The 23938-nt window shown below is 43.1% G+C and carries 26 protein-coding genes and 1 tRNA gene; 6 read left to right on the top strand and 21 right to left on the bottom strand.

Annotated features, from left to right (window positions below; translation table 11 throughout):
• Position 1 precedes the first annotated feature (1 nt).
• From LZG71_RS01430 to LZG71_RS01415, 4 genes are all read left to right on the top strand, one after another.
• Positions 2 to 391, top strand: a complete 390-nt coding sequence (locus LZG71_RS01430) for a hypothetical protein (protein ID WP_233816286.1) — start codon at positions 2 to 4, stop codon at positions 389 to 391.
• A 62-nt stretch (positions 392 to 453) separates the two neighbouring features.
• The gene (locus LZG71_RS01425; RefSeq protein WP_233816284.1) at positions 454 to 891 is read left to right on the top strand and encodes a hypothetical protein; all 438 of its coding nucleotides are present in this window, start codon (positions 454 to 456) and stop codon (positions 889 to 891) included.
• Positions 892 to 915: 24 nt separating this feature from the next.
• Entirely contained in the window at positions 916 to 1314 is a 399-nt protein-coding gene (locus LZG71_RS01420; protein ID WP_233816282.1) for a ribonuclease inhibitor, read from the top strand.
• Positions 1315 to 1368: 54 nt separating this feature from the next.
• Entirely contained in the window at positions 1369 to 1938 is a 570-nt protein-coding gene (locus tag LZG71_RS01415; protein WP_233816281.1) for a YdeI family protein, read from the top strand.
• Positions 1939 to 2046: 108 nt separating this feature from the next.
• Here LZG71_RS01415 and LZG71_RS01410 read toward each other — a convergent pair whose 3' ends face one another.
• The gene (locus tag LZG71_RS01410) at positions 2047 to 3168 is read right to left on the bottom strand and encodes an AI-2E family transporter (RefSeq protein ID WP_233816280.1); all 1122 of its coding nucleotides are present in this window, start codon (positions 3166 to 3168) and stop codon (positions 2047 to 2049) included.
• A gap of 352 nt (positions 3169 to 3520) precedes the next feature.
• On the opposite strand from LZG71_RS01410, the gene LZG71_RS01405 reads away from it, so the two are divergent.
• Both LZG71_RS01405 and LZG71_RS01400 read left to right on the top strand, forming a co-directional pair.
• A tRNA-Leu gene (locus tag LZG71_RS01405) sits at positions 3521 to 3604 on the top strand.
• 249 nt (positions 3605 to 3853) lie between these two features.
• Positions 3854 to 6256 (top strand): hypothetical protein, encoded by a 2403-nt coding sequence (locus LZG71_RS01400; protein WP_233816279.1) that lies wholly within the window; start codon positions 3854 to 3856, stop codon positions 6254 to 6256.
• Between the two features lie 66 nt (positions 6257 to 6322).
• Here the strand turns inward: LZG71_RS01400 and LZG71_RS01395 are convergent, their stop codons facing one another.
• The 20 genes from LZG71_RS01395 to LZG71_RS01300 are packed head-to-tail and all read right to left on the bottom strand — an operon-like array spanning position 6323 to position 23889.
• Positions 6323 to 7129, bottom strand: coding sequence for a hypothetical protein (locus tag LZG71_RS01395; protein ID WP_233816278.1), 807 nt, complete (start codon positions 7127 to 7129; stop codon positions 6323 to 6325).
• A gap of 33 nt (positions 7130 to 7162) precedes the next feature.
• Entirely contained in the window at positions 7163 to 7498 is a 336-nt protein-coding gene (locus LZG71_RS01390; RefSeq protein WP_233816277.1) for a hypothetical protein, read from the bottom strand.
• Positions 7470 to 7778, bottom strand: a complete 309-nt coding sequence (locus tag LZG71_RS01385; RefSeq protein WP_233816276.1) for a hypothetical protein — start codon at positions 7776 to 7778, stop codon at positions 7470 to 7472. Before LZG71_RS01385 ends, LZG71_RS01390 begins: the two co-directional genes overlap by 29 nt.
• Positions 7775 to 8461, bottom strand: coding sequence for a hypothetical protein (locus LZG71_RS01380; protein WP_233816275.1), 687 nt, complete (start codon positions 8459 to 8461; stop codon positions 7775 to 7777). Before LZG71_RS01380 ends, LZG71_RS01385 begins: the two co-directional genes overlap by 4 nt.
• Positions 8377 to 9123 (bottom strand): hypothetical protein, encoded by a 747-nt coding sequence (locus LZG71_RS01375; protein WP_233816274.1) that lies wholly within the window; start codon positions 9121 to 9123, stop codon positions 8377 to 8379. Before LZG71_RS01375 ends, LZG71_RS01380 begins: the two co-directional genes overlap by 85 nt.
• Positions 9124 to 9147: 24 nt before the next feature.
• Complete coding sequence (locus LZG71_RS01370) at positions 9148 to 9399, bottom strand: hypothetical protein (RefSeq protein WP_233816273.1); 252 nt, start codon at positions 9397 to 9399, stop codon at positions 9148 to 9150.
• 3 nt (positions 9400 to 9402) lie between these two features.
• The gene (locus tag LZG71_RS01365) at positions 9403 to 9894 is read right to left on the bottom strand and encodes a hypothetical protein (RefSeq protein ID WP_233816272.1); all 492 of its coding nucleotides are present in this window, start codon (positions 9892 to 9894) and stop codon (positions 9403 to 9405) included.
• Between the two features lie 29 nt (positions 9895 to 9923).
• On the bottom strand, positions 9924 to 12239 hold the full coding sequence (locus LZG71_RS01360; protein WP_233816271.1) for a hypothetical protein: 2316 nt from the start codon (positions 12237 to 12239) through the stop codon (positions 9924 to 9926).
• Positions 12239 to 12511 carry a hypothetical protein gene (locus tag LZG71_RS01355; protein ID WP_233816270.1) on the bottom strand — a complete coding sequence of 91 codons (273 nt, stop codon included), beginning with the start codon at positions 12509 to 12511 and terminating at the stop codon, positions 12239 to 12241. The genes LZG71_RS01360 and LZG71_RS01355 overlap by 1 nt, the downstream gene beginning before the upstream one ends.
• Positions 12512 to 12530: 19 nt before the next feature.
• Positions 12531 to 13910 (bottom strand): hypothetical protein, encoded by a 1380-nt coding sequence (locus LZG71_RS01350; RefSeq protein ID WP_233816269.1) that lies wholly within the window; start codon positions 13908 to 13910, stop codon positions 12531 to 12533.
• A 26-nt stretch (positions 13911 to 13936) separates the two neighbouring features.
• The gene (locus LZG71_RS01345) at positions 13937 to 18226 is read right to left on the bottom strand and encodes a hypothetical protein (protein ID WP_233816268.1); all 4290 of its coding nucleotides are present in this window, start codon (positions 18224 to 18226) and stop codon (positions 13937 to 13939) included.
• Positions 18227 to 20707 carry a hypothetical protein gene (locus LZG71_RS01340; protein WP_233816267.1) on the bottom strand — a complete coding sequence of 827 codons (2481 nt, stop codon included), beginning with the start codon at positions 20705 to 20707 and terminating at the stop codon, positions 18227 to 18229. It abuts the gene before it with no gap.
• The gene (locus LZG71_RS01335) at positions 20707 to 20991 is read right to left on the bottom strand and encodes a hypothetical protein (protein ID WP_233816266.1); all 285 of its coding nucleotides are present in this window, start codon (positions 20989 to 20991) and stop codon (positions 20707 to 20709) included. The genes LZG71_RS01340 and LZG71_RS01335 overlap by 1 nt, the downstream gene beginning before the upstream one ends.
• A gap of 47 nt (positions 20992 to 21038) precedes the next feature.
• A complete protein-coding gene (locus LZG71_RS01330; protein ID WP_233816265.1) occupies positions 21039 to 21416 on the bottom strand; it encodes a hypothetical protein in 378 nt (125 codons plus the stop codon).
• A 59-nt stretch (positions 21417 to 21475) separates the two neighbouring features.
• Positions 21476 to 21928, bottom strand: coding sequence for a hypothetical protein (locus LZG71_RS01325; protein ID WP_233816264.1), 453 nt, complete (start codon positions 21926 to 21928; stop codon positions 21476 to 21478).
• Positions 21929 to 21950: 22 nt separating this feature from the next.
• Complete coding sequence (locus tag LZG71_RS01320) at positions 21951 to 22337, bottom strand: DUF3168 domain-containing protein (protein ID WP_233816262.1); 387 nt, start codon at positions 22335 to 22337, stop codon at positions 21951 to 21953.
• Positions 22337 to 22834 carry a hypothetical protein gene (locus LZG71_RS01315; protein ID WP_233816260.1) on the bottom strand — a complete coding sequence of 166 codons (498 nt, stop codon included), beginning with the start codon at positions 22832 to 22834 and terminating at the stop codon, positions 22337 to 22339. Before LZG71_RS01315 ends, LZG71_RS01320 begins: the two co-directional genes overlap by 1 nt.
• On the bottom strand, positions 22831 to 23190 hold the full coding sequence (locus LZG71_RS01310) for a hypothetical protein (protein WP_233816258.1): 360 nt from the start codon (positions 23188 to 23190) through the stop codon (positions 22831 to 22833). Before LZG71_RS01310 ends, LZG71_RS01315 begins: the two co-directional genes overlap by 4 nt.
• Positions 23180 to 23713, bottom strand: coding sequence for a hypothetical protein (locus tag LZG71_RS01305; protein WP_233816256.1), 534 nt, complete (start codon positions 23711 to 23713; stop codon positions 23180 to 23182). The genes LZG71_RS01310 and LZG71_RS01305 overlap by 11 nt, the downstream gene beginning before the upstream one ends.
• A 5-nt stretch (positions 23714 to 23718) precedes the next feature.
• Complete coding sequence (locus LZG71_RS01300; RefSeq protein ID WP_233816254.1) at positions 23719 to 23889, bottom strand: hypothetical protein; 171 nt, start codon at positions 23887 to 23889, stop codon at positions 23719 to 23721.
• Positions 23890 to 23938: the final 49 nt, after the last annotated feature.

The following is a 23938-nucleotide window of genomic DNA, read 5'->3' as shown; positions in this document are numbered from 1 at the left end:
CATGAACGAGGAAAATTTAAGGAACACCGGTAGGATGCTTTTGGGAGCTGCACTGATATTTGCCGGTGTGAGCCATCTTACATCAGGCAGAAAAGCATTTCAGGCCCAGGTGCCAGATTTTGTTCCTTTTAAAAAAGATGATGTGGTAGTTTACTCAGGGATCGTTGAAATCGCTCTGGGGACTGCACTGGTTGCAACTCCCAAAAGATATAGGCAAGAAGTCGGCAAAACAGCCGCCGCATTTTTTACAGCCGTCTTCCCCGGTAACATCTCGCAGTTCGTTAATCATAAAAATGCATTTGGATTGGATACCGATACCAAAAGATTTGTCAGGCTTTTCTTTCAACCAGCACTGGTTTGGTGGGCATTGGCGTGCACGCGTAAAAAATGAGTTGTAAGAAATCCTTCGAATTTCCCACATTTGCGAATAAACCGTAAAATACAAAACGACTCATGCCCCCGCACTTACCTGACGTTGCCAGATTACAGCCAACTCCGGAATCTCTGAACGTCATTTTGAAGAGTACAAACTTCAAAAACGATGTACTTGCTAGTGGAGAAAAGATTAAGTTCAGGCTGGATTATCGTACTCAAATCCCGGTACTTGTATTCAGATTCCCGGAGCCTTACTACGACTTCTTACAAATTTTTACACCAGATACCAGCTCGGCAAAAGGCGAGGAATGGCTAAACCAAAATCCGGTTATAATCACTCTAATGATATCTAATCCCGTTATTGCAGACCAATTGTCCGCAATGTCGTTCATTGTCGGTGAGGATGAGGTTAAAAATTTAAAAAATAGCCTGAACGCCATGAAACTACTTTCAAAAACAGAGGTACAGGAATTGGAAAAAATCATTGCTGCACATACGAATGATTTTTTTATGTAAAAGGACACGTTTGAAATTTCTTGTATGACCAAAAAAACAATTGTTATTGACGGTAATAAATTTGACGATTTGGCTGGTTTTTATGAAGAGATAAATAACCTGTTTATGAGTGGAATTGAGTGGCGACTGGGTCATAGCCTTGACGCCCTGAATGACATCCTATATGGTGGATTTGGAGTTTTTGAGCCTGGTGAACAAGTTCTGGTGATCTGGAAAAATTCAGTAAAAAGTACATTGGATTTAGGAACTGAGGAGACGGTGAATAACTATCAAATGAAGGTTGACAAGGGGCTTCCTTACAATGTGAAGCTTTTTAAAGACAAGCTTGAAGAACTTAGAAAGGGCACCGGACAAACGCTTTATCAAATCATCATAGAGATTTTTGAAGATCATAAGAATATTGAACTCAGGTTTGAAGCATAAAAGTCATTTGTTTTTATGATTTTTATGAATTGCAAAACACCTTACAATTTCTAAATGCATAGAGAGCAGCCACAAACAATTTGCCCGGGTAACAGGAATGAATGGAGAATGTGGTTGGAGGAGAATCACACTACAATCGATTCTGTGTGGCTTGTTTATTATAAAAGGAAATCAGGCCAACCAACCTTGACGTGGAGCGATGCGGTGGATGAGGCACTGTGTTTCGGGTGGATCGACAGCATAAAAAAGCCGCTTGACGACGACAGATTTATGCAATTTTTCAGTCGGCGAAAGCCGACCAGTATCTGGTCGAAAATCAACAAGGAAAAGATTGAAAAGCTTATTCTCAATGGACTGATGCTACCGGCAGGGCTGGAAAGCGTTGAGAGGGCAAAACGAAATGGTTCGTGGACAATTATGAATCAGGTTGAGGAATTGGTAATACCGGAAGATCTGGAAAAGGAATTTGCACTAATACCCGGTTCGCAGGAGTACTTCTCCGGATTAAGCAAGTCGGCTAAAAAAATCATTTTGCAATCCCTTGTCCTTGCCAAAAGACCCGAAACCAGAAAGAAAAGAATCGAGCAGATTATGGCACAAATGACTGGTAAATTGAAACAATAGAAACCAGATTTCGATATTGTAACGGTTTAAATTGTTGGGTCTTTAAATCTATTATGGCCAGATTATATAGTCAGGAGCATTCGCTAATTTACTCCTGACCATTGATAATCAACCTTTCTCTACACCTGGCTTCGACTCCACTCCCCTTTTCTTACGAAACGCCGGGAATTGCATAGGGCTGCGTTGCGGACGGGCATCACCGAGCAGAACACCCCATTGTTTGAACATATCGGTTCTGTCGAAAATAACTTTCAATACAGCAATAATCGGCATGGAAAGGAACATTCCCGATACACCGGCAATATTCCCACCGATGATGACTCCGAGAATTGCAAAGAGTGCGTTTATCTTCACTTTGGAACCTACAATCCGGGGCATCAGTATGTTATTATCCAGGAATTGAACAGCAGCAATTACCAACAACACAGTAACAACCGGCCACAGTTCGGTTGAAGATGTGAGCGTTAGCAAAACACCCACGATATTTCCAATGAGCGCTCCGATGTAAGGAATCAGGTTGAGGAAGGCGAAAATGACGCCGATCAGTAAGGCGTGCTTGATACCGATTGCCATCAGAATCCCACCTAATAGAATGGTCATATAGGTAACCTGAATCAGCAAACCAACCAGATAATTCTTGATTATTTCTTCTGATTCATAGATCGCTTCTTTCACTTTCGGATGGTGATCGGGAGTGAACCACATAAATATAAACCGGAGAATTATGTCCTTATAAAAAAGCATCAGGTAAATGTAAATAGGCAGTAAGCCAACAAATACAAACAGTGAGCTAAGCGTGAGGGCTGCACCACTGACACGTTTCCCAGCAAAGCTCACCAGCTCATTGGTATTTTTATTGATAAAATCTACCTGTTCCTTGGTGGAATAATGGCTGATGGTCGACACCCAATCACTTAAAGCTTTCAGGTGAATATTGACATTATTCTTGATCTGGGGAAAATCAGCTACGAGTACACTGACCTGGGATGAAAAAAACCAAAGAATCCCGGCCAGAATGATGGCCAGTAAAAGAATGGGCAAAACGATCGCCAGCACTTCCGGAAACCTGTGTTTTTTTAGAAACCGAAAGACCGGTAGTAATACAATGCTGATGAAAAATGCCATAATTACTGGCATAATGATATCATTCCCAATAACTAACAGCGTACCGAGCAATACTAGTCCAAGTAATTCAATGGATCTTTTTACGGTGAGTGGCAGATCTTTCATTTTAGTGTAATAATAAGTTCATGTTATAGAATGCTAAGTTTTAATTCGTTGAGAGTTTTTTTAAATTTTGATAACGTATATCCCACTGTGAGATAGTTGCATATACGCATATATCGTGCCAGAGGATTTCCAACGCATCGAAAGGCGACACACGACCTGGAAATCGTCAGAAAAAATATCGCAGAGCGGGTAATCTGTTTAGCGTTCATATCCAAATACTTAAATCAATACCGCCAGAAATATTCGCAGAACCAGTTGCAAAACCGTCCTGCCGGGGTTGCAACGTATTATTTTAATTGTATTTTTGCATCCTCATTGAGCAATAGCTCAGTCGAAGTACAAAAAAGTCTATGGCCAGGTGGTGGAATTGGTAGACACGCTACTTTGAGGGGGTAGTGCCCTTACGGGTGTGGGAGTTCGAATCTCCTTTTGGTCACGTTTGAATTATTTAACAGCCTGTAAATTAACAATTTACAGGCTGTTTTGTTTTTCTGCATAAACAGTGCAGAAACATCATTTGGTAATTTGAGATTACCCTAAATTATTGCATCTGTAATTTCCCATATTGTTACACCGGTATTAGGGTTTGTTTCGGTACTGCTCACTAAATGTATCCAGTTTAAACTAAGACTATGGACTTTAGGTTTAATTGCATATTTTCATGAATTAATTAAACCTCTACAATATGAACAGAAAACAGTTTACCTCATTTATTATGGGTCTGGCTTATGTGCTTATGATACAAGTACATTCATTCGCCAATCCAAAAATTGATCCCATTCGGTTCTCCATCGGAACAACCGCCACACAAGTGTCGTTAAATGAAGAATTCGAAATCAAAATCTCTGCTAAGTATTTGAACATTCCTTCCAGTGTTGCTTTTGTTTTTGAAGGGTCTAATTCATTCAAGCTGAAGCTGATTGTGCCGGAGGGTTTCGTGCAAACAGGTGGTGACTTCCATGATTTTACCGGGGCTGAACTGACAAAGTCAAAGCCAACAGCAACGTATACCGTTCGAGGCAAGTTTGTTTCTTCCTCTGACAATGGAACATTCCAGCTATTGAGAAGCCACAAAAATTCGGACAATCAAAGTACATTTGTTGAGGTTGGAAGGCTTTCATTTACACTAAAAGAAGGTGGAGACATTGCGGCAAATGATCCCGCGGCAAGGATTATGTTATCACCAGCACCTGCGTATGTTCCTTACATGACTATGGCTCAGTTGAGAGTTGGTCTCGCAGATACGGCAAAGGTAGTGTATATCACGGAAGGACCCAGAAGTGGGATATTTTTATATCAACCTCAGGATAGTCTATCCACCGACGATTCAGCAATATATTTAGTAACAGGTACTCGCCGATATAAAAGACAGTATAGCGGAGCGGTCAATGTAGCTTGGTTTGGTATTGTACCAGATTATGACACTACTTCTAAGACTGGATCACCTTGGTATGATACCTTTCAATACAGTATAGTAAATAAAGGATATAAGAATATCTTTTTTCCTAAAGGTAATTACAGTTTTGGTGTTTTTCCTCCTGTTAACAACTCGACCATTAGCGGTGAGGTTGGTACAGCTATCTATTTCAAATTTGTCAATACTCCTGTCTTTCTTCAATTCGGGAATAACACTATTTTGAAAAATATCAAATTTCAGTCTACTGAGGCCGATTTAGAAAATTCAAGAGCCGATATAAGCAATGTAACTAATGTGTCTATTGAGAATTGTGGTTTTATCAATTTTAAAAATCCAAGTAAAATAAACTCTTGGGGACTCTATATTAAGAATAGTAAAAATGTTAGGATCGACAATTGCTATTTTGGAGGGAATAGCCAATCAGACATAGCAATTTTAGAAGGCAGTGAAGATGTTACAGTTATAAATCCGGTAAACAATATTGACCCAAATGGAATTCATCTGAATGTAGAACCTAATGTATCTCCAGGAGTCAGAGGCTTAACTGTAATTGGGGGCGTCTATCGCCAAATCAATTTACTAGAAAGTAGTTTCGTTGCTTATGGTAATCGGAACATCAACTTTCTTGGAGTTAAAGCAAAGATGCTTGTTTATGATGGAGCAGAGGCAAATTTTCATAACTGCACAATTGATGATGTGCTACAGGAATCAAAGGTCGCTAATTATGCCGGTGCACTAAACATTAATGTTAGAGCGTCAAATAACCTGATAGAGGATCCAAGCATAGTTGATGTAATGCATAATGGGGCAAATACGTTCTGGACCACGCATACTGCCGCTAATTTCAATGTTGACAGAATTAAGGACTCTGACGGAATTTATACAAGAATAAATTACCTTAACGTAGCTCAGCAGTTTATTATTCAATCGCGAAATTTTATTAACATATCGGGAGGGAAAAAGTTAATGATAATTGCTAATAGTAGAGCTATCATACCCTCTGAGGCCGCTTGGATTAGTCAAAATTTGCAAATTGTTTATTATGATAGCTTAAACACACTGATTGAAACCGATAAAATATCTATTAACAGGGGGCAAACGAATTCAAGAACTCCATTTTTGAATCATGTGGCATTTTCTTCTCCCCCAGAGAGAGCAGCGAAAGTCAAGATATTTATTGGAAATATGTTATGGTCCTCAGTAGCGTCTGACTGGAAAGCACTGGGACTTTTTGAAATAGAGAATTCCCTTGGGCAAGGTGAGAGTATTGAAAGTTTGTTTGATAGAATTACAAAAAATAACAATTACAGTATTGCCGCACTACCAGTAAATGCGAGTTCGCCGCGTTACTTTGTTGGGGATGAAGTACAACTCACAACCATCTCTAATAATCTACCCAGTAGGTATGTTTGTATCACCGAAGGGAAACCAGCGGTTTTTACTCCGTCCAACATGTTAGGCAAGGTGACAAGTTATTTAACTAATGTTTCACTGTCAGCGCCGACCAAGACTTCACTTAATGGTCTATATGGGGGCCTAAAATCAGGTAGTATAATTACTTATCCGAGTATTTCAAGTGGTGGTAGGGAATATAGAAAACTATCAGATGATTCGACATCGGACTGGGTTCAAACCGTTTGGACCACAGGTGTTAAATCGTTGGCTTTATAGGAAGTATGCATGTATGTAAAAAGGGAGCTCTAAACAGCTCCCTTTTTACATACTACCCAAATCACCTCAACCGAATATCACTGCAACGATAGCGACCGCAATTGTTCCCAGCACTGCCAGAATTAGCCAATCTCTACCGGGCTTTTCCTGCTCACAAACCTCGGGCACTTCTTGTACCTTAGGACCAAACGGAGCGGACTTTCTACCGTACCAGTTTACGCCAGTTCCGCAGCGCTCAGACTCCAAGTGAACCGCCAGCAGTTCCGGAACAAACACCCGTTTGTTTCGTGGCCATAAGCGGGAAAATACCAGATCGCAATGATCAGCGCCTTTTGTTTCCTGAGGGTATTTGTCAAATGCGGATCTGTGAGCAAGTTGAAAGAAGCCCAACGGTCGCCATCCTTCAAAACGTCCATTCTCACCCTCATGACCGTAATAATGTACCAATCTTGCTCCCATCTCTAAACCGGCAGGCGTAAGCATCCAATTTTCAATTAGTACGCCTCGGCTGTCCTTGTACTGCTCCCAGGCTTCGTACCCAACGCAGTTGACGCGATCAAGACCATAAAGAACGCTCTCATCCAGGTTCAATTTTTCGAGCACACGGCGCGTATCTTTCTGCATGACGATATCAGAGTCGATGAATACAACCCATGCGTCCCGATCAATCAATTTCAGCCCTTCATTGATTCCGGCGTACTTATTGAAGCTTGCGCCACCTTCGTAGAAAACGTCGGTTTTTACGCATTCATAGCTATGCTCTTTACACAGTGCGGTCACCTCTGTGTCTTTGATATCAGTTACGACAATCATTTTGTCGAATATTCCTTTATTCGCTTTGCCAGTTTCTTTGAAGAAATCAGCATAATTCACGCAGACGGTTACTGCTTGTAATTTCATAGTGTGTTAATTGAAAAATAATAGTTTAGTTCCAAGGGCACCGGCTACGCCAATGCTCGCATACTTCCAGAAGTGAGCCCAAAAAAGTTTTTGTTTCATCAGCCGGATCGTTTCAGCGTCCCTCAGTATCTGGTTTTCCTGCTTTAAGTTTCTCATCGTCACCTCCGCAAGCTTTCCGGTTTGGTTGCTTAGTGTCTGGTCTGCGAGTCGATATTTCCCCTCATACATTTCTGCGTCAATCTTCGCTTTCAATGCCAGCTTTGCACCTGCTTCGGTAAGATTGTAGCCTTTTGGTGTAAGTGGCTGAATAGTGTCACTTGGGATGATTGAACACGCTGTCAATGGCGCGCTGCAACTCCTGATCATGAAGATCATCAACAAGCTTATGAGCAATTTGGCGGCTGCTGGAAATGCTGTCGAGCTTTGCCTCAGTAATCGAATCATACATTGGAATTATTATAGTGGGTGTTGGTTGGGAAAAGCGGTCAAACTTATCTTGCACGGTCTGCTCTATACTTCTCTTTTGGAGCCAGACCGTGAACATGGCCAGCAGCAGGAAAAGAATCACTACTCCCGCTGCAAAGGCTAATCGTTTCAGGTTTTTTTGCACATCCGGATTCATATCACATCAGCAATTTTGTAGAACATCTTAATTTTCCTCTTCACAAAGTATACGCCCTGGCCTTCACGCTCAACTGTATTGGCCGCATTCTTTCCGCTTGTGTTCGCACCAACACAATAAATATATCCTTCGTCCAAGTCGATTCGGTCCAGGATCTCAATATGACTGATTGCATTTCCGTAAAAAATATAGCCGACAACAGCCCCACGCTCGGGCAGCTTCATCATACGTTGGTTGCCTCGCATGGTCTGCTGAGTCATTATGGTACGAGATGGCACTAAAAACCAGTCTCGGGCCCGTGCAGGATTTGGAACACTTGTTACCTTCACACCTGCCGATTTCATAATGTAATTCACGAATGATGCACAGTATGGTTGAGCTGGCCGGTAGTTGGCCAGCCAGTCAGATACAGACTTGTGATACACAGTGATTCGTGGATGATCATTCTTTCCTGTGCGCTCAACCACGCCGACTTCTTTACGTGCCAGCAACAAAACCTTTTCTCGGATTTTGTATTTTGCGCTGTCTACTGCCAGTACTGAAGGAGTATTAAGGTTTGAAGGGGCAACGGTTTTTTTCTTAACCGCTGCGCCACTTCCTAATCCAACTTGCCCGAGACCGTCATTACAAAGGCCAAGAGTAATAACGAGAATAATGCAAGAGATATAATATTTCGCTGCCATGCTGATAGTGTGGTGAAATCGTCGTAAAAATCTAATTGTTTTGAATTGAAGGGATTGAAGTACTTGGCAATGCCTGGGAAAAAGACGCTTAATGCTGCGATCACAGCCGCCACGGCGCAAATGAAAACGGCGAATCCGAAAAGTACTTTTTGGAAACTCACCTCGTTGTAAATAGCGGCATTGGGATATTTGCCAAGAATCCAGTTTCCGGAAAACAAAACAAAGATCCCGCACATTGAGATGATACCTCCAACTTTCAGAACTGTTGCCCTCAGATGTCCCGCCTGTGTTTTCTTTTCTGCTTTTACCTGTTGAGCCTCTTCAAAACCTGTTTGGGTAATCTGATATTCAGATTCGATCTTACTGATTTTGTGAAGCAATTCCGTACGCTGACCGGACAATTTCTTAGCGTCCGAAAGACTGAGATTTCCCGCCAGCTTTGCTGCCTCGTCCAGGTTATCCAGTTCAAAACGCAAAACATTCAGCTCTTCCAGATCACTAGCTTTCTTGCGCTCCTGCCGCTCCTGGTCCTGACGGTACTTCTCTGCGCGCTGGGCTTGAACTGTTTCAAGTAAACGCTTTGCCTCTTCTTCCATATCTGATATGGAGCGAGCTGTTACCCCTTGAAATGGGGTTTTTGATTTCTCTGCAATTTCTGGCATGTGTGTTGTGTGAAACTTAATTGATTATTTACTTTTAAAATCCTCAATGGCTTTGTTGATCGCTTCGATGAGATCCACCTTGCTGGCCTCGGTAAGGTTGTCTTTATTGAATTGGTCGTTCTGAAAACCGCTGATATATTCTGTTGCAACAACCTGTCCGTTGGCAAGGGTGCGTTTTTGACCGTTTACCGTCACTTGAATAAAAATGTCGGTAATTTCTGCATCGGTACTGATACTAACTTTCTCCTTCTTGGTGCTTGTGAACTTCGTTTCCATATCTTAAACTGGTTTTTGTGATAGTGCTTTAACTTTTGCTTTTGATATTGGGCGAGTCGGCGTCTGTTCTACGCTTCCCAACCCTACATCCTCTTTCGATAATGATTGAAGAACAAACCCTTCAAACGGAGTAAGCCAACTCTCATGCAAATCTTTTGGAAGCGAAGTGCAGATAAAAGGCTCAATTTCTGCGTTCTCTGGATCAGTGAAATACTCCTCAATCTCAGCATCCTTCGCAACGAGTCCCTCTTTGCTGAACTTGTAAGTTCTTACGCCCAGAGAAGACTCAGTGAACAATACGCAACCGTCCGTATCTTCTTTGGCGTGTTTTAGGTCGATTTCAGACAACTTTTTGTTATATGTATTGAATAATGGCTCACATCTTTCACGTACTTTTTCAAGAGCATATTTGAGCTTCGTTTCCTTTGGGAATTTCTTTAAATAGTCGCCCGACGCCCGGGAAAATTCAATGATTCGTTTGTAACTGGTTTTCATTCTATAATCGATTTGATTGATAATTTTTACTAAGGCGCTCCACCACCGCCTGACCATACTCTGGTGGATAATATTCTCCATCCTATTACTGAACCATAGTAACACCATAGCCCATGCCCTGATGCTACTCCACCTGATCCGTTATCACGGGCAACATACGCAATCATACCTTCTTGTAGTCCAGGTATGCTATTAAGTTGACTTTCTAAGCGGGGTTGTAACGCCAATCCGCTGGATAAATTAAGTGTAGAAAACACATTAAGTACACCACCCACGGTTAAGTGTGTTTGGACTCGTACTTGCGAGTATATTTGCATTTCTGATGACCCGTCGTCAAAAATTCGACTATATGTGAGAGCGTTATTTGCTGAATTCCATCGTGTAAGATAATTACTCGCGCCGCTACCTGAAACACCACCAGAAACACTGAAACTAGGATTATCCCTCATGTTTTGAGTGCTTCCGTTTATAGTGATTGTGGCGTTGTATCCGATAACATTATAATTCGGGTTGTCCCTTAAATTCTGGGTAAACCCATTAATGGTAATGGTTCTATCGTCTCTCAACGGTGTGTATCCAAGGGCTCCGGTAACATTTCCTGAGTTAATAGACTTTAAATATCCCTGACTCGCATGGTTACCCCATTGCCACGCCTGATCCCATGCGGATTTGCTTGATAAAGTTGGCATGAAGTACGCTGAATTTATTTCAAACGAAACGTTGCCCGATCCAGTGACCGGAGAGCTTGTTACATTAAATCCGGTCGGAACTACGAGCCCTACTTGGGTAACAGTGCCGGTATTTGATGTGGCCGCATTCCATTGAGCGATATTTGAGCCCGTAAACTGTCTGGAAGTCCATACCTGGTAGATCGGATTCCAGTTCACTCCATTTCCAACACCGTTACCTCCACCTGTTCTCACATACCAATCCTGGCCTGTGCCGGCCATAAGCTCGTTAACCCAAGATCCAGAAACCGCCTCTCCTGTGAAAGTTCCTGCAATGAATCTGAAAATAGTACCATAAGAGTTGCCTGGTCTGTTTGCCGCAGTAGGAGCCCATCCTGTAATGCCTGTAATACCTGCCCGTTCGTTAAAATCCTGACCTGTTCCGGTGCCACCTGCCCAACGTTCGTAACTTATTTGACCATTGTTAATCCGCTGATCGTTACCTTGTGCTACGGTACCAACAGTGTTGCCATAAACCACAGAAATGGTCCTGTCTATTGATAGGGGTCCTCCGCCTGTTAGTCCGCTACCGGTATTAACCGCACGAGAGGAACTGATTCCGGTCGATGATGTCAAATATCCCGCCAAGGCGTGGTTATTCCAACCAAACGCAGTATTCCAATTACTCACGTTCGCACTGGTAAATTGACGGGAAGTCCACATTTGATAAGTTGGATTCCAAGTTGAACCGCCAGTCCTTACAAACCAGTCTTGACCAGTAGTTGCAATTATCTGGTTATTCCATGATCCAGAAACAGAATTTCCCGTTGCAGATCCTCCAACAAATGTGAAGATAGTACCGTACGTCGATGGAGCGTTTGCCGCAGCTCCATATGCATCAACCCCGCCATTTATAGGACGTGTATTTAAATCAGTTCCGGTACCGAATTGAGCGATCCATCTTGTATCTATAAATCCCGAAACCCATTCACGGCTTGCAACTTGCAGCCAATTATAGTTTGTAGACGCGTTTTTTCTCCTATAAAAAAAAGCGTCTTGATCTGCGGGATTAAACCATGTTTGAAAAGCAGAAGTTGAGCCAGTACTTCTTGTACTGATATACCCCGGAGCTGCTTGCCCTGTTGGTCTGCCTGTTCCTGTTGAAACATAGCCTTCACTCGTGACCGAAATTGAATTTAAATCAACTGTTCCAGAATCTGGAACTACATAGCCCGCATTAGCTCCTAGTGATACATAACGTTCTGTTATGCCGTAATCAGCCAAAGTTTCAGGATTAGTACCTCCGGTAACATGCCCCTGTGTATTGACAGTAACACTTCTATAAGTACCCGCAGTAACGCCCGATGCCGGATGCGTGTAGTTGACAGAAGCATCGAGTTTGATCTTATCTGCTGCGGACATGAAACCAGCTGATGAAGTGGTAGCATTTGCGTGAATATGCGATAGTGGAGCCTTACCATCCAAAGCAGCTTGCAAGCCTGTGACATCCGAAATACTATGCCCGTGAGCCATAACAGCAGGAGGGCGGCGCGTTCCTGTATTGTCCGTTAAATATAAAAGATAAGACCCATCCACAGGTACATACTCCATCTTCCCCGGTACTGGCGCACCAAGTAAAGCTGAAACCCTGTCGTGTCTTATATTTTGAGCTGCCATTAGTTAGTTCTCTTCTTCGCTACTTTGTCATTCGTGCCTGGCACAACTATCTGATCTTCGGATATTTGTTCGCCTTGATCCCATTCATTCACTGGCTGGGCTAGAAATTTGTTTATCAGTTCCGGCTCAGGAGTGTTTAGCAATGTGGCGACTAATTGAAGATCTGGAACGATTTGCATTGCGTCTCTAAGACCAAATGCGCCAGCCTGAAATCCCTTGTCCATATTTGACATAATGCGATCAAAGGCGTCTATTTCTGTTTTTAGTGTCATTATTATATTCGATTTATGATTACCATTCCGGATCAGCCCCGCCATTCCAAAGCATTGCGCTTGCCGCGTTGTTCCAGCTATTAATGTTTGTTTGCGTAAATTGCTTTGATGTCCAGATTTGGTACTGAGCGCCCCAGTTAGAGGTTTCTACACCAGTGCCGCCCCCAGTCTGCACAAACCAGTCGCCGCCTGTTGTTGTCATAATTCTGTTATTCCAACTGCCACTTACTGCATTTCCTGTGGTTGAGCCAGCAACCCAAGTAAGTATGGAGCCAAATGAACCAGGAGCATTTGGTGCGCCACCTCCCCAACCACCAACACCACCAAGAACAGCTCTTGTATTCAAGTCAGCCGCTGTCCCTGCTCCAAATATCCACCTGTTAGCACCTGCCGAAGCGGCTGTGAATCTTGCATCATCACCCTGTGCGAACGTACCGGCAGTTGACCCGAACGCAATACCCAAGTTCGCCCAACCTTGCGCTTTTTGAGGTGCTGTTAAGGCCTGAGCTGCATCGAATTTAATTGCAGTACTGTTAATTTTTGCCTGCATTCCCGCAGGGTGTACCGCTGCGTTACTAATTGCGCCTGCAAGGTTTTCTGCATTCGTCGCATATCTTGTAAATCCAGCAACAATTTCTGTGGCCTGGTCAAGATCAGATTGAATGATCGTCCAGTTAGCACCCACAGCCGCAAGTGTTCCGGCGGCTGTGACAGCTTTTGCGACAAGCATGTTTCCCACGCTTACCTCTTTACCTGCCGCTCCGCCAATTTTTCCGGCTGTTGATATGATGTAAGTATCCCCAATTGCAGCCGCTGGAAAGTTCGGATTTGTTGAAGCATCAATATCCCCTTTGTATTTTAAACCAGTAGCAGCAGTTGTATTTAGATTGTCAATCTGTGTTTGCAAAGCCGCATCAGCGGTAGTTACCTGACCATACGCCGCCGCCTGATTGGCGTTGCTTGCGTTGGGAACAACAGGCGAAGCGGAGAATGTTTTAATTCCAGCGACGGTTTGATTGCCGGTTAATTTAACAACATCCGCATCGTTTGCCTTTAAAGCCAACGCTGCTACTACTGCAGTGGAAAGAGGTTTGTTTGCATCAGAAGTATTATCAACATTTCCAAGTCCAACAGCACCTTTGTTAAGCAACTTCCATGTCTTATCATCGGCATAATAAGATCCAGCGGGCCCAACTGGAATAAGATTTTGTTTCAAGTCAAGACCAGCGGCCATTTCGGCAACCGTTGGCGCGTCGAGCTGAATCAGAACACCAGCGGCATTCGTTAAAGCTGGTCGGTATCCTGTGTCAGAAGGGGCTTTTTTATTGTAGCGCCTTCCAGGAGTAGGAACAGCAGGAAAGTTCACAACTCTCCAATCGCTTAATTGTTCAACTGCCATATTTCAATGTGTGTTTAATGTAATTTCTACCATTCCGGATCAAATCCGCCGTTCCATAATAGTGGTCCACCTCCTTCGCTGCAACAATCCTTTATTTCAGGCTCAGGTAGTGGCGCAACCAGGTTAAAAATAGATGATGTTTCATCAATCAATACGTCATTCAGATACCCTTTTACAATCACCTCATAAACATCCGGCTCGTCAATATTACCTGTGGCTGTTGTCGGAAATATGAATAACTTTCTCTTCCCATCTCCACCGGTTGCAGTCCCCCATACGTACGGATAATTATCAACTGCATTATTGATCGGCTCGTCGTATTCATCATAAGCCATGAACTCGTCAAGCGGTCCCCTGTGGCCTAAGATGACACCGTTCCGTTTTAACGTCATGGTTAGTCTATCAAACGTAGCGCCGGATTTAAACTCATGAAATCTGACAGACCAGTACTTTGGTAGAACAGGAATTTCGTAAGTTGCCCCAGTTGATGGCATATCCGGATCAATCTGAGTACTTCCACTCTCAGCTACATTCCAGAATTCTAAACCTGAATAATCCCCAGGTGCTAGTTTTTCACGAAACGTCCAATCCGCTTTAACAAGTTGTAAAATCTTACCAGATGCATCACGTGCAATACCATCAGCGCGAAAACGCCCGACTTCGTGAATGTCTGTTATTTGAGTTGATTTCTTACCTCCAAAAATAAGTATTTTCTCGTTAACAACAGGCTCTGAGAAGGTTATTTTTTGAGGATATCCGGTTAAACTTTCAATATCAACCTCAGTAAAACCACCATCATCAAGTTTATAGTATTTCCACTCAAATGAGCTGATTTCTATGTCTGGCACAAACATTACTCCGTACGCGTCGGGAAGTTCAAGAAACCCGTTTGTTGCTGGTAGATCGCCAACAACTGTATAGTTACTTGTGCCTGGTTTGTATGAAATTAATTCAAACCCTGCATCAGGTTTTGGATCAGCTGCTGATATTTCAAACTTGTAAGTCCTTTTCAAAACCTCAACACCTGCCAGTTTTGTTATTAACCCTACGCTATATACGCCACTTTGAAATTCCTGATCTTCTTCGAACAAAGAATAAATTCCGGACAATGCAGATTCTTCCAGTGAATACGTTCTGGTATGTTCACCCATGGTAAGAATTACCTCGTCGTGCTCGACGTCGGTAAGCTCAAAAACAGGATTCCAGTTTTCGTAATTGTCAAATACTGTTGAGCCGTCTGGATTGATCTCGCCAACGCTGACGCTGGCCACTGTCAGGAATGCTTTCAGCTTTGCAAGATATTCCTCATCATACAACACAAAGTCAACCGTATTGGAGCTTACCAGAGCCGAACCCAAATAGACCTCTTCTGTGTATGTGAACTGGCCAGCCTCGGTAATTACTCCGCCCGTATCCTGGAACATCCGGTAAGTTGCCAGATCTGTTTCAGTTACTTCCTCATCTTTGGAAATATCAAGCTCATCACTAAGTGGACCGCCTCCTTTCAGCGTCCGGACAATTCGGTCGTGTTTTCCTTCAACCTTGCTGCGAAAATCCCATTTTGCAGGCAATTCATACGAGCCGGGCACTTCACCAACAATAGAAACCAAATCGGTATCCATGATCGTGTAAGTGTGTTTAGGAACTGGCAGAACAACCAGGTTGATAGTAATCAGATCCTTTCTTCCAATTGAATCTTTGATCTCAACTAATATCTGACGAGCTTCAAGAGTTGTTGGTTTGCCTGTTACAGCCAAATTCATAAATATCACAGTATGTTCACTTACCCATGCAGGACTACCAAATATTCGGAATGAGTAACCCTTAGCCAATGCATGCTCTTCATCCATGTAATCAGTAAGCAGGATCTCAGCAGTGGATTCCTTGCCAATGGTGAAATACATGTCCGGAAGATCCGTAAAAACCGGTGGCCAGGTTTCGGCAAAGTCTTCGGAAGGTTTGACTGTAATTATAATCTTACCTGTCGAAATATCTTCAAACTCATCAGTAACTGTATACATTGCTGTAAAGGACCCACTTTGCGGCGGGATGCCTGACAATATCCATACACCATCATCGCCCATCTCAATATTTAACCAGGTAGGCTTAGAAATCACATCAAAAGTTAATCCTTCAAGATCTTCTATTTCGATTCCTAAAATGTCCAGGATATCAATATCCTCTTCGTTTTCCTCAGCAACAATGAATTCAACGGTAATATTCTCGGTGTCGAGCACCACTTTTTCACCTTCAAGATCATCTTCAACCGGTTTCGTTCCTGTTCCTGTGGTTGATTCAACAACCTCGCTTACTTCTCCCGTACCATTATTATCAAATGAGGTTTGGTCGCCGATTTGAGACATTCCTGTTAGATCCGCAGGAACCAGATATTTAAGCTCAACAGCTGTAATTTTTGCAGTTCTCGAATGTTCAATATATTGATAACGGACAATTTTAAAGCGCTCTTCGCCTGCATCATTAAAAATCAGGAAGTTTTCATAAAGTAAATCCGGTTGCTCTGGTAATACCTTTATTTCAACTGCGATTACTTTCAATGGGGGTGAAGTCAGGGCAATTCTTTCAAATATCATCAACCCTAAAAGTGACCGTCTTTCATCAACGAAACCTGGTCTGCTCCATCTGGCCGTATTGATATCGTTGTTCAGGTCAAGGGTAATTCCGGTAAGATGATTACCATGCACTTCGGCTGTTAACAACTGTACCGCCCGGCTATCATCTTCAACCGTACTATTCGCGTTGATCGTGTATCCTACGGTAGTCGGTCCGGTAAAGGTGGTATCAGTTTTGTTTACATAAATTCCATAAATTTTTAATTCCAGCATGTCAACACCTGGATATCCGCCCCATCCTATAACCTGATAGATTCTAACGCGCAGTATTTTGTATGGAGGTGGTAGCTGAGAGCTTGGAACCCAGTTTTTTACAGCATTTAGAGTACGTGTGTCTACTTCTAATCTTGCCTCAGTAGGTTCTTTATCAATTTGACTTGATCCTCCTTTAAATGGAATAACAGTCCATCCAGATCCCCACTTACCATCCTCTTGTAACCAAATTCTATCAGCTCCATTTTCACGTTCAGTCCATACTGCAACAATTAATGATAATTCTGCCGGATCAATCCTTGCTTCCAGTCTGTAAGGAATTGTGATAGTAGTTTTTTCTTCTTGTGGGTTAAAAACGAGCTGCGCAGATTCAATATATTTAGCCGGTTCCTGCGGTGTAGTTTTAACACGCCCCCAAAAGTTTCTCTTATGCTTAACAAGGTCTTGAACTGCCGTAAAGCCAGTTATTTTGATTGCAAAAGGGGTCTTTGGGTTTCCTGTGTCAAACTTTGACCAGTTCCCTTCCATTGGTGCGAGGTTCCATCCCGGGAAAGTAGTTCCGTCCCAATTCCGAAGATCTCCGTTTTGGAAAGGATTTGTATACGGTAAAAGATTAGCAGATGCTGACCACTTTTTAATTGGACGCAAAGCCGATCTGTTGCCGGTGCTAAGAGATACCGCCTGATTGGTGTTGATTCTGTAATCCAATTCCTGTGCGACCGTTCCGAGACTAGATCCATCAGGAGTGTACCTTCGCTTACTGGTGTAGCCTCTTGCTTGATCCGGAAGGCTGCGAATTACCCATTCGTTCCGCTCCTGAAAAATCTCTGAATTGTGCTTTTCTAAAATATCCGCAAGAATATCATAGGCATACAGTCGGACCGTACCATCATAGTAACGGTCGGTATTAATTCTATACCCGGCCAGTGGGTCACCTGGTGGCATTACTTCCTCAGTAGCAAAAACCGAAGTGTTCAAGTTGAGCGAATGACCTGTTAGAAAAAGACATCTTCTAACGATCTCAATAGTCGGTTTTCTGACAACCTCTGTAACGGCTTGTGTCCATTTGATACGCTTCAATTGAGCAAGTCCACAACTGGCCTTGAAAACCATGAGGTGTGGAGGCTTACTGTATGGTGAATTACCGTCGTGAGGTTCCACCCATCCAGACCACATGATCTCGTCAGTGTCGGTATTTACCAGGTTTACCAAATGGCTTTGTCTGGATGTTAGAAACTCCGTAAAATCAAACCTTTCTTCCAGAAGCACTTCAATGGTAGCGACAGAAGAAACGATTAGCCCATCAAACAAATCATCAGCGGCACCCTTCTCAATGATCCACGGCTTGGAACCACCTTTCCATTCAATAGGAGGCGCGCTGTATCCGTTGGCAAATATCTGTATTTCCCTTTTACTTCCTCCCTGACCTTCGTATGGCACAAAATACTTTTTACCAAATGCTCCTATTGCCATTTAAAATATTGCGTTTTGAGTTTCCCTTGCGCGATCTGAGATTAATAGAATATCACTACCAGATATGCGACCTATAACTTCGATTTGCCCAATGCCTCTTCCTCCACTTTCCGAAATAGATTTTTTGATTGATTGATCCACTTTCGAATATGGCGCTATCATCTCAGGATCAAATCTTGCGTTTCGGTTATCTCCGACACGAGCTATCATATCTTTGTGAGCAAAACCGCCGTCCGCAAAAGCCGTCATGGATGTTTTGTCAAGAGACTTTCCGATGTTGTTATTCAGCGCTTGCCCGACCGCCACAAGCCCAATACCGGCAGCAAGTGTTAATGCTGGATTCTTCATAAGAAGTTTAAGAGCCAATCCGGCAGTACCTGCCGCAATCATCGCCTTGCCCATTTCCTTCAAGAGGCCAGACAAAGCGCCTACCACCTTACCAGCAAAAGAATCCAGTCCGTCAATTCCTGTCATCAGATCGCCAAGCATTTCACCAAACCCAACAGAAACGTTCACTGCCATATCTTTGAACGCTGATGACATTTGGGAACTTAGTTGCGCCGAAACAGCACCAAACCTTTCAAGCTTTGCCTCATATTCCATTAAAGACTCGCCTGCTATCCTTGGAATTGCTGCAAAATATTTTTGAATCTTTCCGATATCCATTGACCCCTCAAAAGCGCCAAAAAGTTTTTTGGTAGCATCTTCTTTTATTGATCGATCTGTATATTCACTACTTGCGATTTTTGAAACATTACTTGATGCTCGCGACCTTACATCCGACTGAACATCCTCATAACTCCTGGTTTTAAGTGACCATCCAATAGGCTTGGCCATCTCAACCTGAATATCCTTATACCCTTTAAGATATTCTAGCTGCTTCTTTTTTGCGGCTTCAAGTGCATCAGCTTCCTCATAATATTTATTGGCTAAGTTTACAGACCAAAGCTCAAACTGAATTTGGGTAAGTTTTTCTTGTGCATCTGCTGCGTCTCCAACTGCTTTTGTTGACTTTTCTATTGGAGGAACCGTACCGGTAAAGGCTTTTCCAATGCCTCCAATAGCCTCTTTTGCAAAAGAAAACGAATCTGGAACGTCGAATTTCATTTTGTCGACCATCGGATCTATCCCTTTCACAAACTTGCTAATCCCTTTTCCAAGAGCATCGAATCCGATAGCCTCATTGAAAGTTCCGAACAACCCTAAAACACCCTTCGCCATCCCGGCGACGGCAGTTAAAACAAGGTTAGCGGAATTTTTAAAGATATTCACGAGCGCTTTACCCATATTGCCCCAATCGCCTTGAATGAAATTGATTACTACCTTGAAGGTTTCTGTAATCATTCCTAGTCCCGATTTTGCAGCACCTACTAGCGTATTCCACCAGGTAGATTCCACCAGAAAAGCTTTTACGCTATCCCATTGTGTAATAATTGCAGCAGCAGCAATACCTACCACCGCAATAGTGGCTGCGATCGGAGCAGATATTAAGCCAAAACCAGTAGCTAAAAGAGGCAACAGTTTTATCAATCCACCAATCGCACCCACAACCGCGGGCATCACCACAGCGATGGCGCCAACTGCGAATATTGATTTCTGAGCCTCGGGAGTGAGGTTGGCGAAGTTGGTTGATAAATTGTCCAGCACTCCACCAATAGCGTGCAGTTTCTCGCTGACTTTGAATGTCTCGTCAATCCCTTTGCCAATAGATGCAGAGAAGAAAAGAAAACTGTCTCCTAATTGTTCCATGGCCGTGGCTGCGCCTCCACCAGCTTTAGGAATTTTTTCCAGCTCCTTAATGAATTTGTCAATAAAAGCATCAGAACCCATTTCTGACATTTTTTTGTTCAGCTCTTCGGTATCCTGAGTTTTGAATGCACCCTGCATTGCATCCATTGTTTGCGGCATACGAGCCGCAAGCTGACGCAAGTCAACCTGATTGATGTGTTTGGTTGATTGGAATTGTCGAAGGTTAACCAATGCAGGTTCCAGATCAACAGCTGAGCCGCCCGCATCGGTGATAGCGTTGGCAAATGCTTTAATTGATCGAGTAGCAAGGTCGCTACTCATTTTCATGGCCTTTAAGCTAATCAGAGATTTTGCAGCATCAAAAACACCAATGTTTGGCAATTTGGCAATCTCTCTTACAGTTTCCAGCGTCTCGCCGTAGCGGGTCAAACCTTTTTCAAGCTTTTCAAGTTCAGAGTAGTCCTTGAATGCTTTTCCTGCTGCCATGAGCGTTGGCAAAGTGCCAATCATAGCCATTTTACCGGCTATGCCTTGCAGATCATCCCCTAACTTTAACAGTCCGCCACGAAAAACGCTTTGCTCTTTATTGGCGCGACGGTATGCGTCGGCGAGCCGGTTATTCATATCGAAGGTCATGGTTTTTACTGCCGATGATCCTCTTTTTAAGCCATCTAATAAACCCTGAATACTTGCGCCAATACGTATGTTACTTGCGCTAACATCTCCTGCCATTATTTCCCAGGATTAAATAATTTGTGTAATTTTTCTTTTTGAGCCTCTGTATATTCAGGGATTTTGGCGAACGAAGGCGCTACATTTAAATCATCCTGAGAAAGTGGCCTAAACTGTTCGATAGAAATATCTCCACTGGCTACCTTGCCAGCCATGGTATAAACCCAATAGGCTACAAACCGGGATCTTTCCCATTCGTGAACCTGGCCCTGTTCGTAACCTTCCCGCATAAGGTTGAACTGCCCGGGTGTGATGTGTTCAAGCTCAGAAGGAGCTAAACCCATTTTGCCAGCATCCCGGTACCAATCCTGCCACTCGAACTTTTGACGTTTTACTCTTTTGCCTTTTGCATTGCTGCGATTGCGTCGAGTGCGGGTTGAATCTTTTTTGAGACATTCTGCGCAGCGCTCATATAAGCAGTGGCTACTTTGGATATTGCAGGATCTTCGCAATCATCATACAAATCGTTCAACTCTTCAATGCTGGTCCATCCGCGGTCTTCCGGCTTAATAGCAGCATTAATCAGCAAGATTACAGCCTCAAAAAAAGCTTTCTCTTCCAACAAATGGAATGGCGTGGATACATCTGGATTTTCGGCTTTGATTCTAATGAAAGTATTGATTCCAAAGTTGAGCAAATAGATTTTGTCGCCAAGTCTTAAATTGAACTTGGTTTCGGATGGTGCGATTTCAGTTGTTTTTTTTGACATGATTCGGTATTGTAAAACCCCGCCTTTTTAGTGCGGGGTTAAGTGTGTGATAGGTTTGATTAAGCAGGATTTTTTGTCAGCGTCCCCTTCTTTCTCGGGGTAATGGTAGCCGTGTAGGTTTGTAAACCGTTTGGCGCTCCCTCCTCTGTGTAGTTGGTTACAAAACCTTCAAACTCCCTGATTGTATCGCCCTCGTGCGGACGGGCATATTTGAATTTTTTCAATGTTCCGTCGTCATGCCATTTTTCAATCTCGAAAGAGGAAACATTGGTAGCCGCATTGGCCGCGCTGTATTCCTTTACCTGGCCGTTTATTGTCATCGACTTTACGGCATCATCACCGGAAGGGAGAACTTCTTTACCTCCGTAGCAATTGGCTTCCAGCATAGCTTTATCAGAAGACCAGTTAATTTGAGTGGCGCAATTGATCACAACAAAGGTGTCATTGTCGGCCTTATCCACTGCAAGGGTAGTTTCAATACCCCTTACGGTTTCGACAGCTCTTGTACTCATGGTATAAATGTGTGTTTAGTGTTTATTTTGGCTCTGCCACAGCATCAAATTCAATTACCTTGATGTGTAGCTCTTTTTTTTCGTCATACTCGTCAGATACTTCTTTTCCTCGCATCATAAGCAAACCCACATTGTTAACAATGCCGGTAAAATCGTCAAGTGCGGTACGGATGGCTTGTATGATTAACCTGGCTTCATTATAGCTTTTGGCAAATACTCCTATCTCAACAACTCCCTCTTTTACGCCAGCAGCATCGTAACAGCCTTGTTTTTCCATCCGGTCACAAAAGACATAGATTGCAGGAAAAGCACTGTTTGCTTTGATGATATTCGGATTGATTCTGTCTCCAACTATTGCGGTCAACTCCGGAGTTGCTACCAGTTTTTGAATTATGGCTGTTGTAATCATTAGTATCTGCCTTGCGGTAAATTTCGTTTGGTCCATTTCTGAAAACTTCCAGCCATTTCACGACCGAAAGAATTACGGGCAATTTCAATTGTTGCGTCGAAAGACCGTTTTAAGAATTGGTTTGCTCCGTGTTTTTTGCCTCCACGGTCGGTAAATCCTGTTGTAATAAAGTGTGTTCGCCATCCTACCCGATTCTTTTTGGAAGAAATACCGACAAATCCTCTTGCAACTTCGCCAGCGCTGGTTTTGGCTGGTATAATTTTGATCCTGGCATCTCGCCGAGTATAACCACCTCTGGCATATTCTCTACCAGTCCTTTTACCCCAACCGTTTGGCGCTGATCGTTTGCCAATAGGAGCCTCAGATTTTACTTTTTGAAGCATTGGTCTGATTGCATTCCGAAATGCACTGGCTGCTACACTTTTGGGCAAAACGGTTCTGTACTGACTAAGTCCTTTTTCAAGTCGGTCCAAATCCGATGTATCAATCCTGATCATTGTGCAATCTCAGTCAACAAACGGTAGCCTTCCCTGAATCCGATTTCGGTTGGTGGCGCTACAATGGTGTACATGGTTCCATCAAAAATATCTCTGATCTTCCAGTCCGTTTTTATTCCCAATTTCGGTATGAAACGAATCTCCCAGGCTACGCGAACTTTGCCAGACACTAAATTTGAATCAAGATTCTCGCCCTCGCCTGTCGGTCTATCATCCCGGTATGCCGGATAGCTCGAATATGCGACAACATCTTCAATTTTCTCTTCGTTGGTAACAGGATCTCGAACCGCTGTTGGTTTGATCAGCTGCAAGCGACGATTGTAGTGGCCAGCAACAATTTTATCTTTACCCAACATAAGGAATAATAAAAGGGGTTAACAATCTGTCGGACAATGTTCTCTTTTCTGATACTCCATCGCTACGACTTCCTAGATAATACTCTCCAATTCTCGCCCTAATAGCCTGCAACAAATCCGGTTCCACTTCTGTCAACCCTGCCTTAAAAACAATTTCATAGAACGGAGCCTTGACAGGGGTTTCATACCAGATTATTACTGACGAACGCTCGCTGGTCCGTAATAAATAGTACGTGCTGCCGTCAATAACAGTCTCTCCATGTTTGATGCTTACAATCTCTTTGACATAACATGTGTCGTTGAATTTGTATGGCAGGCAAGGAGAATGCCAGGTATAAGTCGATATACCAAGCTGAAAATTTAGCTCGGTTTCGACGCTGGCAATTGCGGATTTGATACAGTTCTCAATGATACCGTCTTTCCCTTCATAGCCCTCAATATCCATTTCCAACCACTCCTTTGCTCGCGCAAGTGGAACGATTTCGGTTAGATACTTTTGGGTTATAAAGGGATATGTTTTCATTGATTTTACAGTGCTCTGGCGTATCCTTTTTCAATCAGTTCATTTGCCTTTTCTTCGGTCAAAGTTGGCGTTTCCTTCACGTCGTGAGCAATCATCGGATGAAATTTGATAATTTCGACCTTCTTGGTTTTGACATTGGACTTAACATCCTTTTCTGTCGCTTCTTTTTCTGCCATTTTAAATATAGATGTGGCCGGATTATCCGGCCTTGTTATGAGATAATTC

Source organism: Dyadobacter sp. CY312 (genome assembly GCF_021390535.1).
Classification (GTDB): Bacteria; Bacteroidota; Bacteroidia; order Cytophagales; family Spirosomataceae; genus Dyadobacter.
Note: the sequence above shows the minus strand (reverse complement) of the source record. Positions and strands in the feature narration are given on the sequence as shown.

What these genes read in the sequence shown, in the direction of transcription:
- LZG71_RS01430 (WP_233816286.1), top strand. Translation starts at nt 2, where the DNA reads ATGAACGAGGAAAATTTAAGGAACACCGGTAGGATGCTTTTGGGAGCT.
- LZG71_RS01425 (WP_233816284.1), top strand. Translation starts at nt 454, where the DNA reads ATGCCCCCGCACTTACCTGACGTTGCCAGATTACAGCCAACTCCGGAA.
- LZG71_RS01420 (WP_233816282.1), top strand. Translation starts at nt 916, where the DNA reads ATGACCAAAAAAACAATTGTTATTGACGGTAATAAATTTGACGATTTG.
- LZG71_RS01415 (WP_233816281.1), top strand. Translation starts at nt 1,369, where the DNA reads ATGCATAGAGAGCAGCCACAAACAATTTGCCCGGGTAACAGGAATGAA.
- LZG71_RS01410 (WP_233816280.1), bottom strand. Translation starts at nt 3,168, where the DNA reads ATGAAAGATCTGCCACTCACCGTAAAAAGATCCATTGAATTACTTGGA.
- LZG71_RS01400 (WP_233816279.1), top strand. Translation starts at nt 3,854, where the DNA reads ATGAACAGAAAACAGTTTACCTCATTTATTATGGGTCTGGCTTATGTG.
- LZG71_RS01385 (WP_233816276.1), bottom strand. Translation starts at nt 7,778, where the DNA reads ATGAATCCGGATGTGCAAAAAAACCTGAAACGATTAGCCTTTGCAGCG.
- LZG71_RS01380 (WP_233816275.1), bottom strand. Translation starts at nt 8,461, where the DNA reads ATGGCAGCGAAATATTATATCTCTTGCATTATTCTCGTTATTACTCTT.
- LZG71_RS01375 (WP_233816274.1), bottom strand. Translation starts at nt 9,123, where the DNA reads ATGCCAGAAATTGCAGAGAAATCAAAAACCCCATTTCAAGGGGTAACA.
- LZG71_RS01370 (WP_233816273.1), bottom strand. Translation starts at nt 9,399, where the DNA reads ATGGAAACGAAGTTCACAAGCACCAAGAAGGAGAAAGTTAGTATCAGT.
- LZG71_RS01365 (WP_233816272.1), bottom strand. Translation starts at nt 9,894, where the DNA reads ATGAAAACCAGTTACAAACGAATCATTGAATTTTCCCGGGCGTCGGGC.
- LZG71_RS01360 (WP_233816271.1), bottom strand. Translation starts at nt 12,239, where the DNA reads ATGGCAGCTCAAAATATAAGACACGACAGGGTTTCAGCTTTACTTGGT.
- LZG71_RS01355 (WP_233816270.1), bottom strand. Translation starts at nt 12,511, where the DNA reads ATGACACTAAAAACAGAAATAGACGCCTTTGATCGCATTATGTCAAAT.
- LZG71_RS01350 (WP_233816269.1), bottom strand. Translation starts at nt 13,910, where the DNA reads ATGGCAGTTGAACAATTAAGCGATTGGAGAGTTGTGAACTTTCCTGCT.
- LZG71_RS01345 (WP_233816268.1), bottom strand. Translation starts at nt 18,226, where the DNA reads ATGGCAATAGGAGCATTTGGTAAAAAGTATTTTGTGCCATACGAAGGT.
- LZG71_RS01340 (WP_233816267.1), bottom strand. Translation starts at nt 20,707, where the DNA reads ATGGCAGGAGATGTTAGCGCAAGTAACATACGTATTGGCGCAAGTATT.
- LZG71_RS01335 (WP_233816266.1), bottom strand. Translation starts at nt 20,991, where the DNA reads ATGGGTTTAGCTCCTTCTGAGCTTGAACACATCACACCCGGGCAGTTC.
- LZG71_RS01330 (WP_233816265.1), bottom strand. Translation starts at nt 21,416, where the DNA reads ATGTCAAAAAAAACAACTGAAATCGCACCATCCGAAACCAAGTTCAAT.
- LZG71_RS01325 (WP_233816264.1), bottom strand. Translation starts at nt 21,928, where the DNA reads ATGAGTACAAGAGCTGTCGAAACCGTAAGGGGTATTGAAACTACCCTT.
- LZG71_RS01320 (WP_233816262.1), bottom strand. Translation starts at nt 22,337, where the DNA reads ATGATTACAACAGCCATAATTCAAAAACTGGTAGCAACTCCGGAGTTG.
- LZG71_RS01315 (WP_233816260.1), bottom strand. Translation starts at nt 22,834, where the DNA reads ATGATCAGGATTGATACATCGGATTTGGACCGACTTGAAAAAGGACTT.
- LZG71_RS01310 (WP_233816258.1), bottom strand. Translation starts at nt 23,190, where the DNA reads ATGTTGGGTAAAGATAAAATTGTTGCTGGCCACTACAATCGTCGCTTG.
- LZG71_RS01305 (WP_233816256.1), bottom strand. Translation starts at nt 23,713, where the DNA reads ATGAAAACATATCCCTTTATAACCCAAAAGTATCTAACCGAAATCGTT.
- LZG71_RS01300 (WP_233816254.1), bottom strand. Translation starts at nt 23,889, where the DNA reads ATGGCAGAAAAAGAAGCGACAGAAAAGGATGTTAAGTCCAATGTCAAA.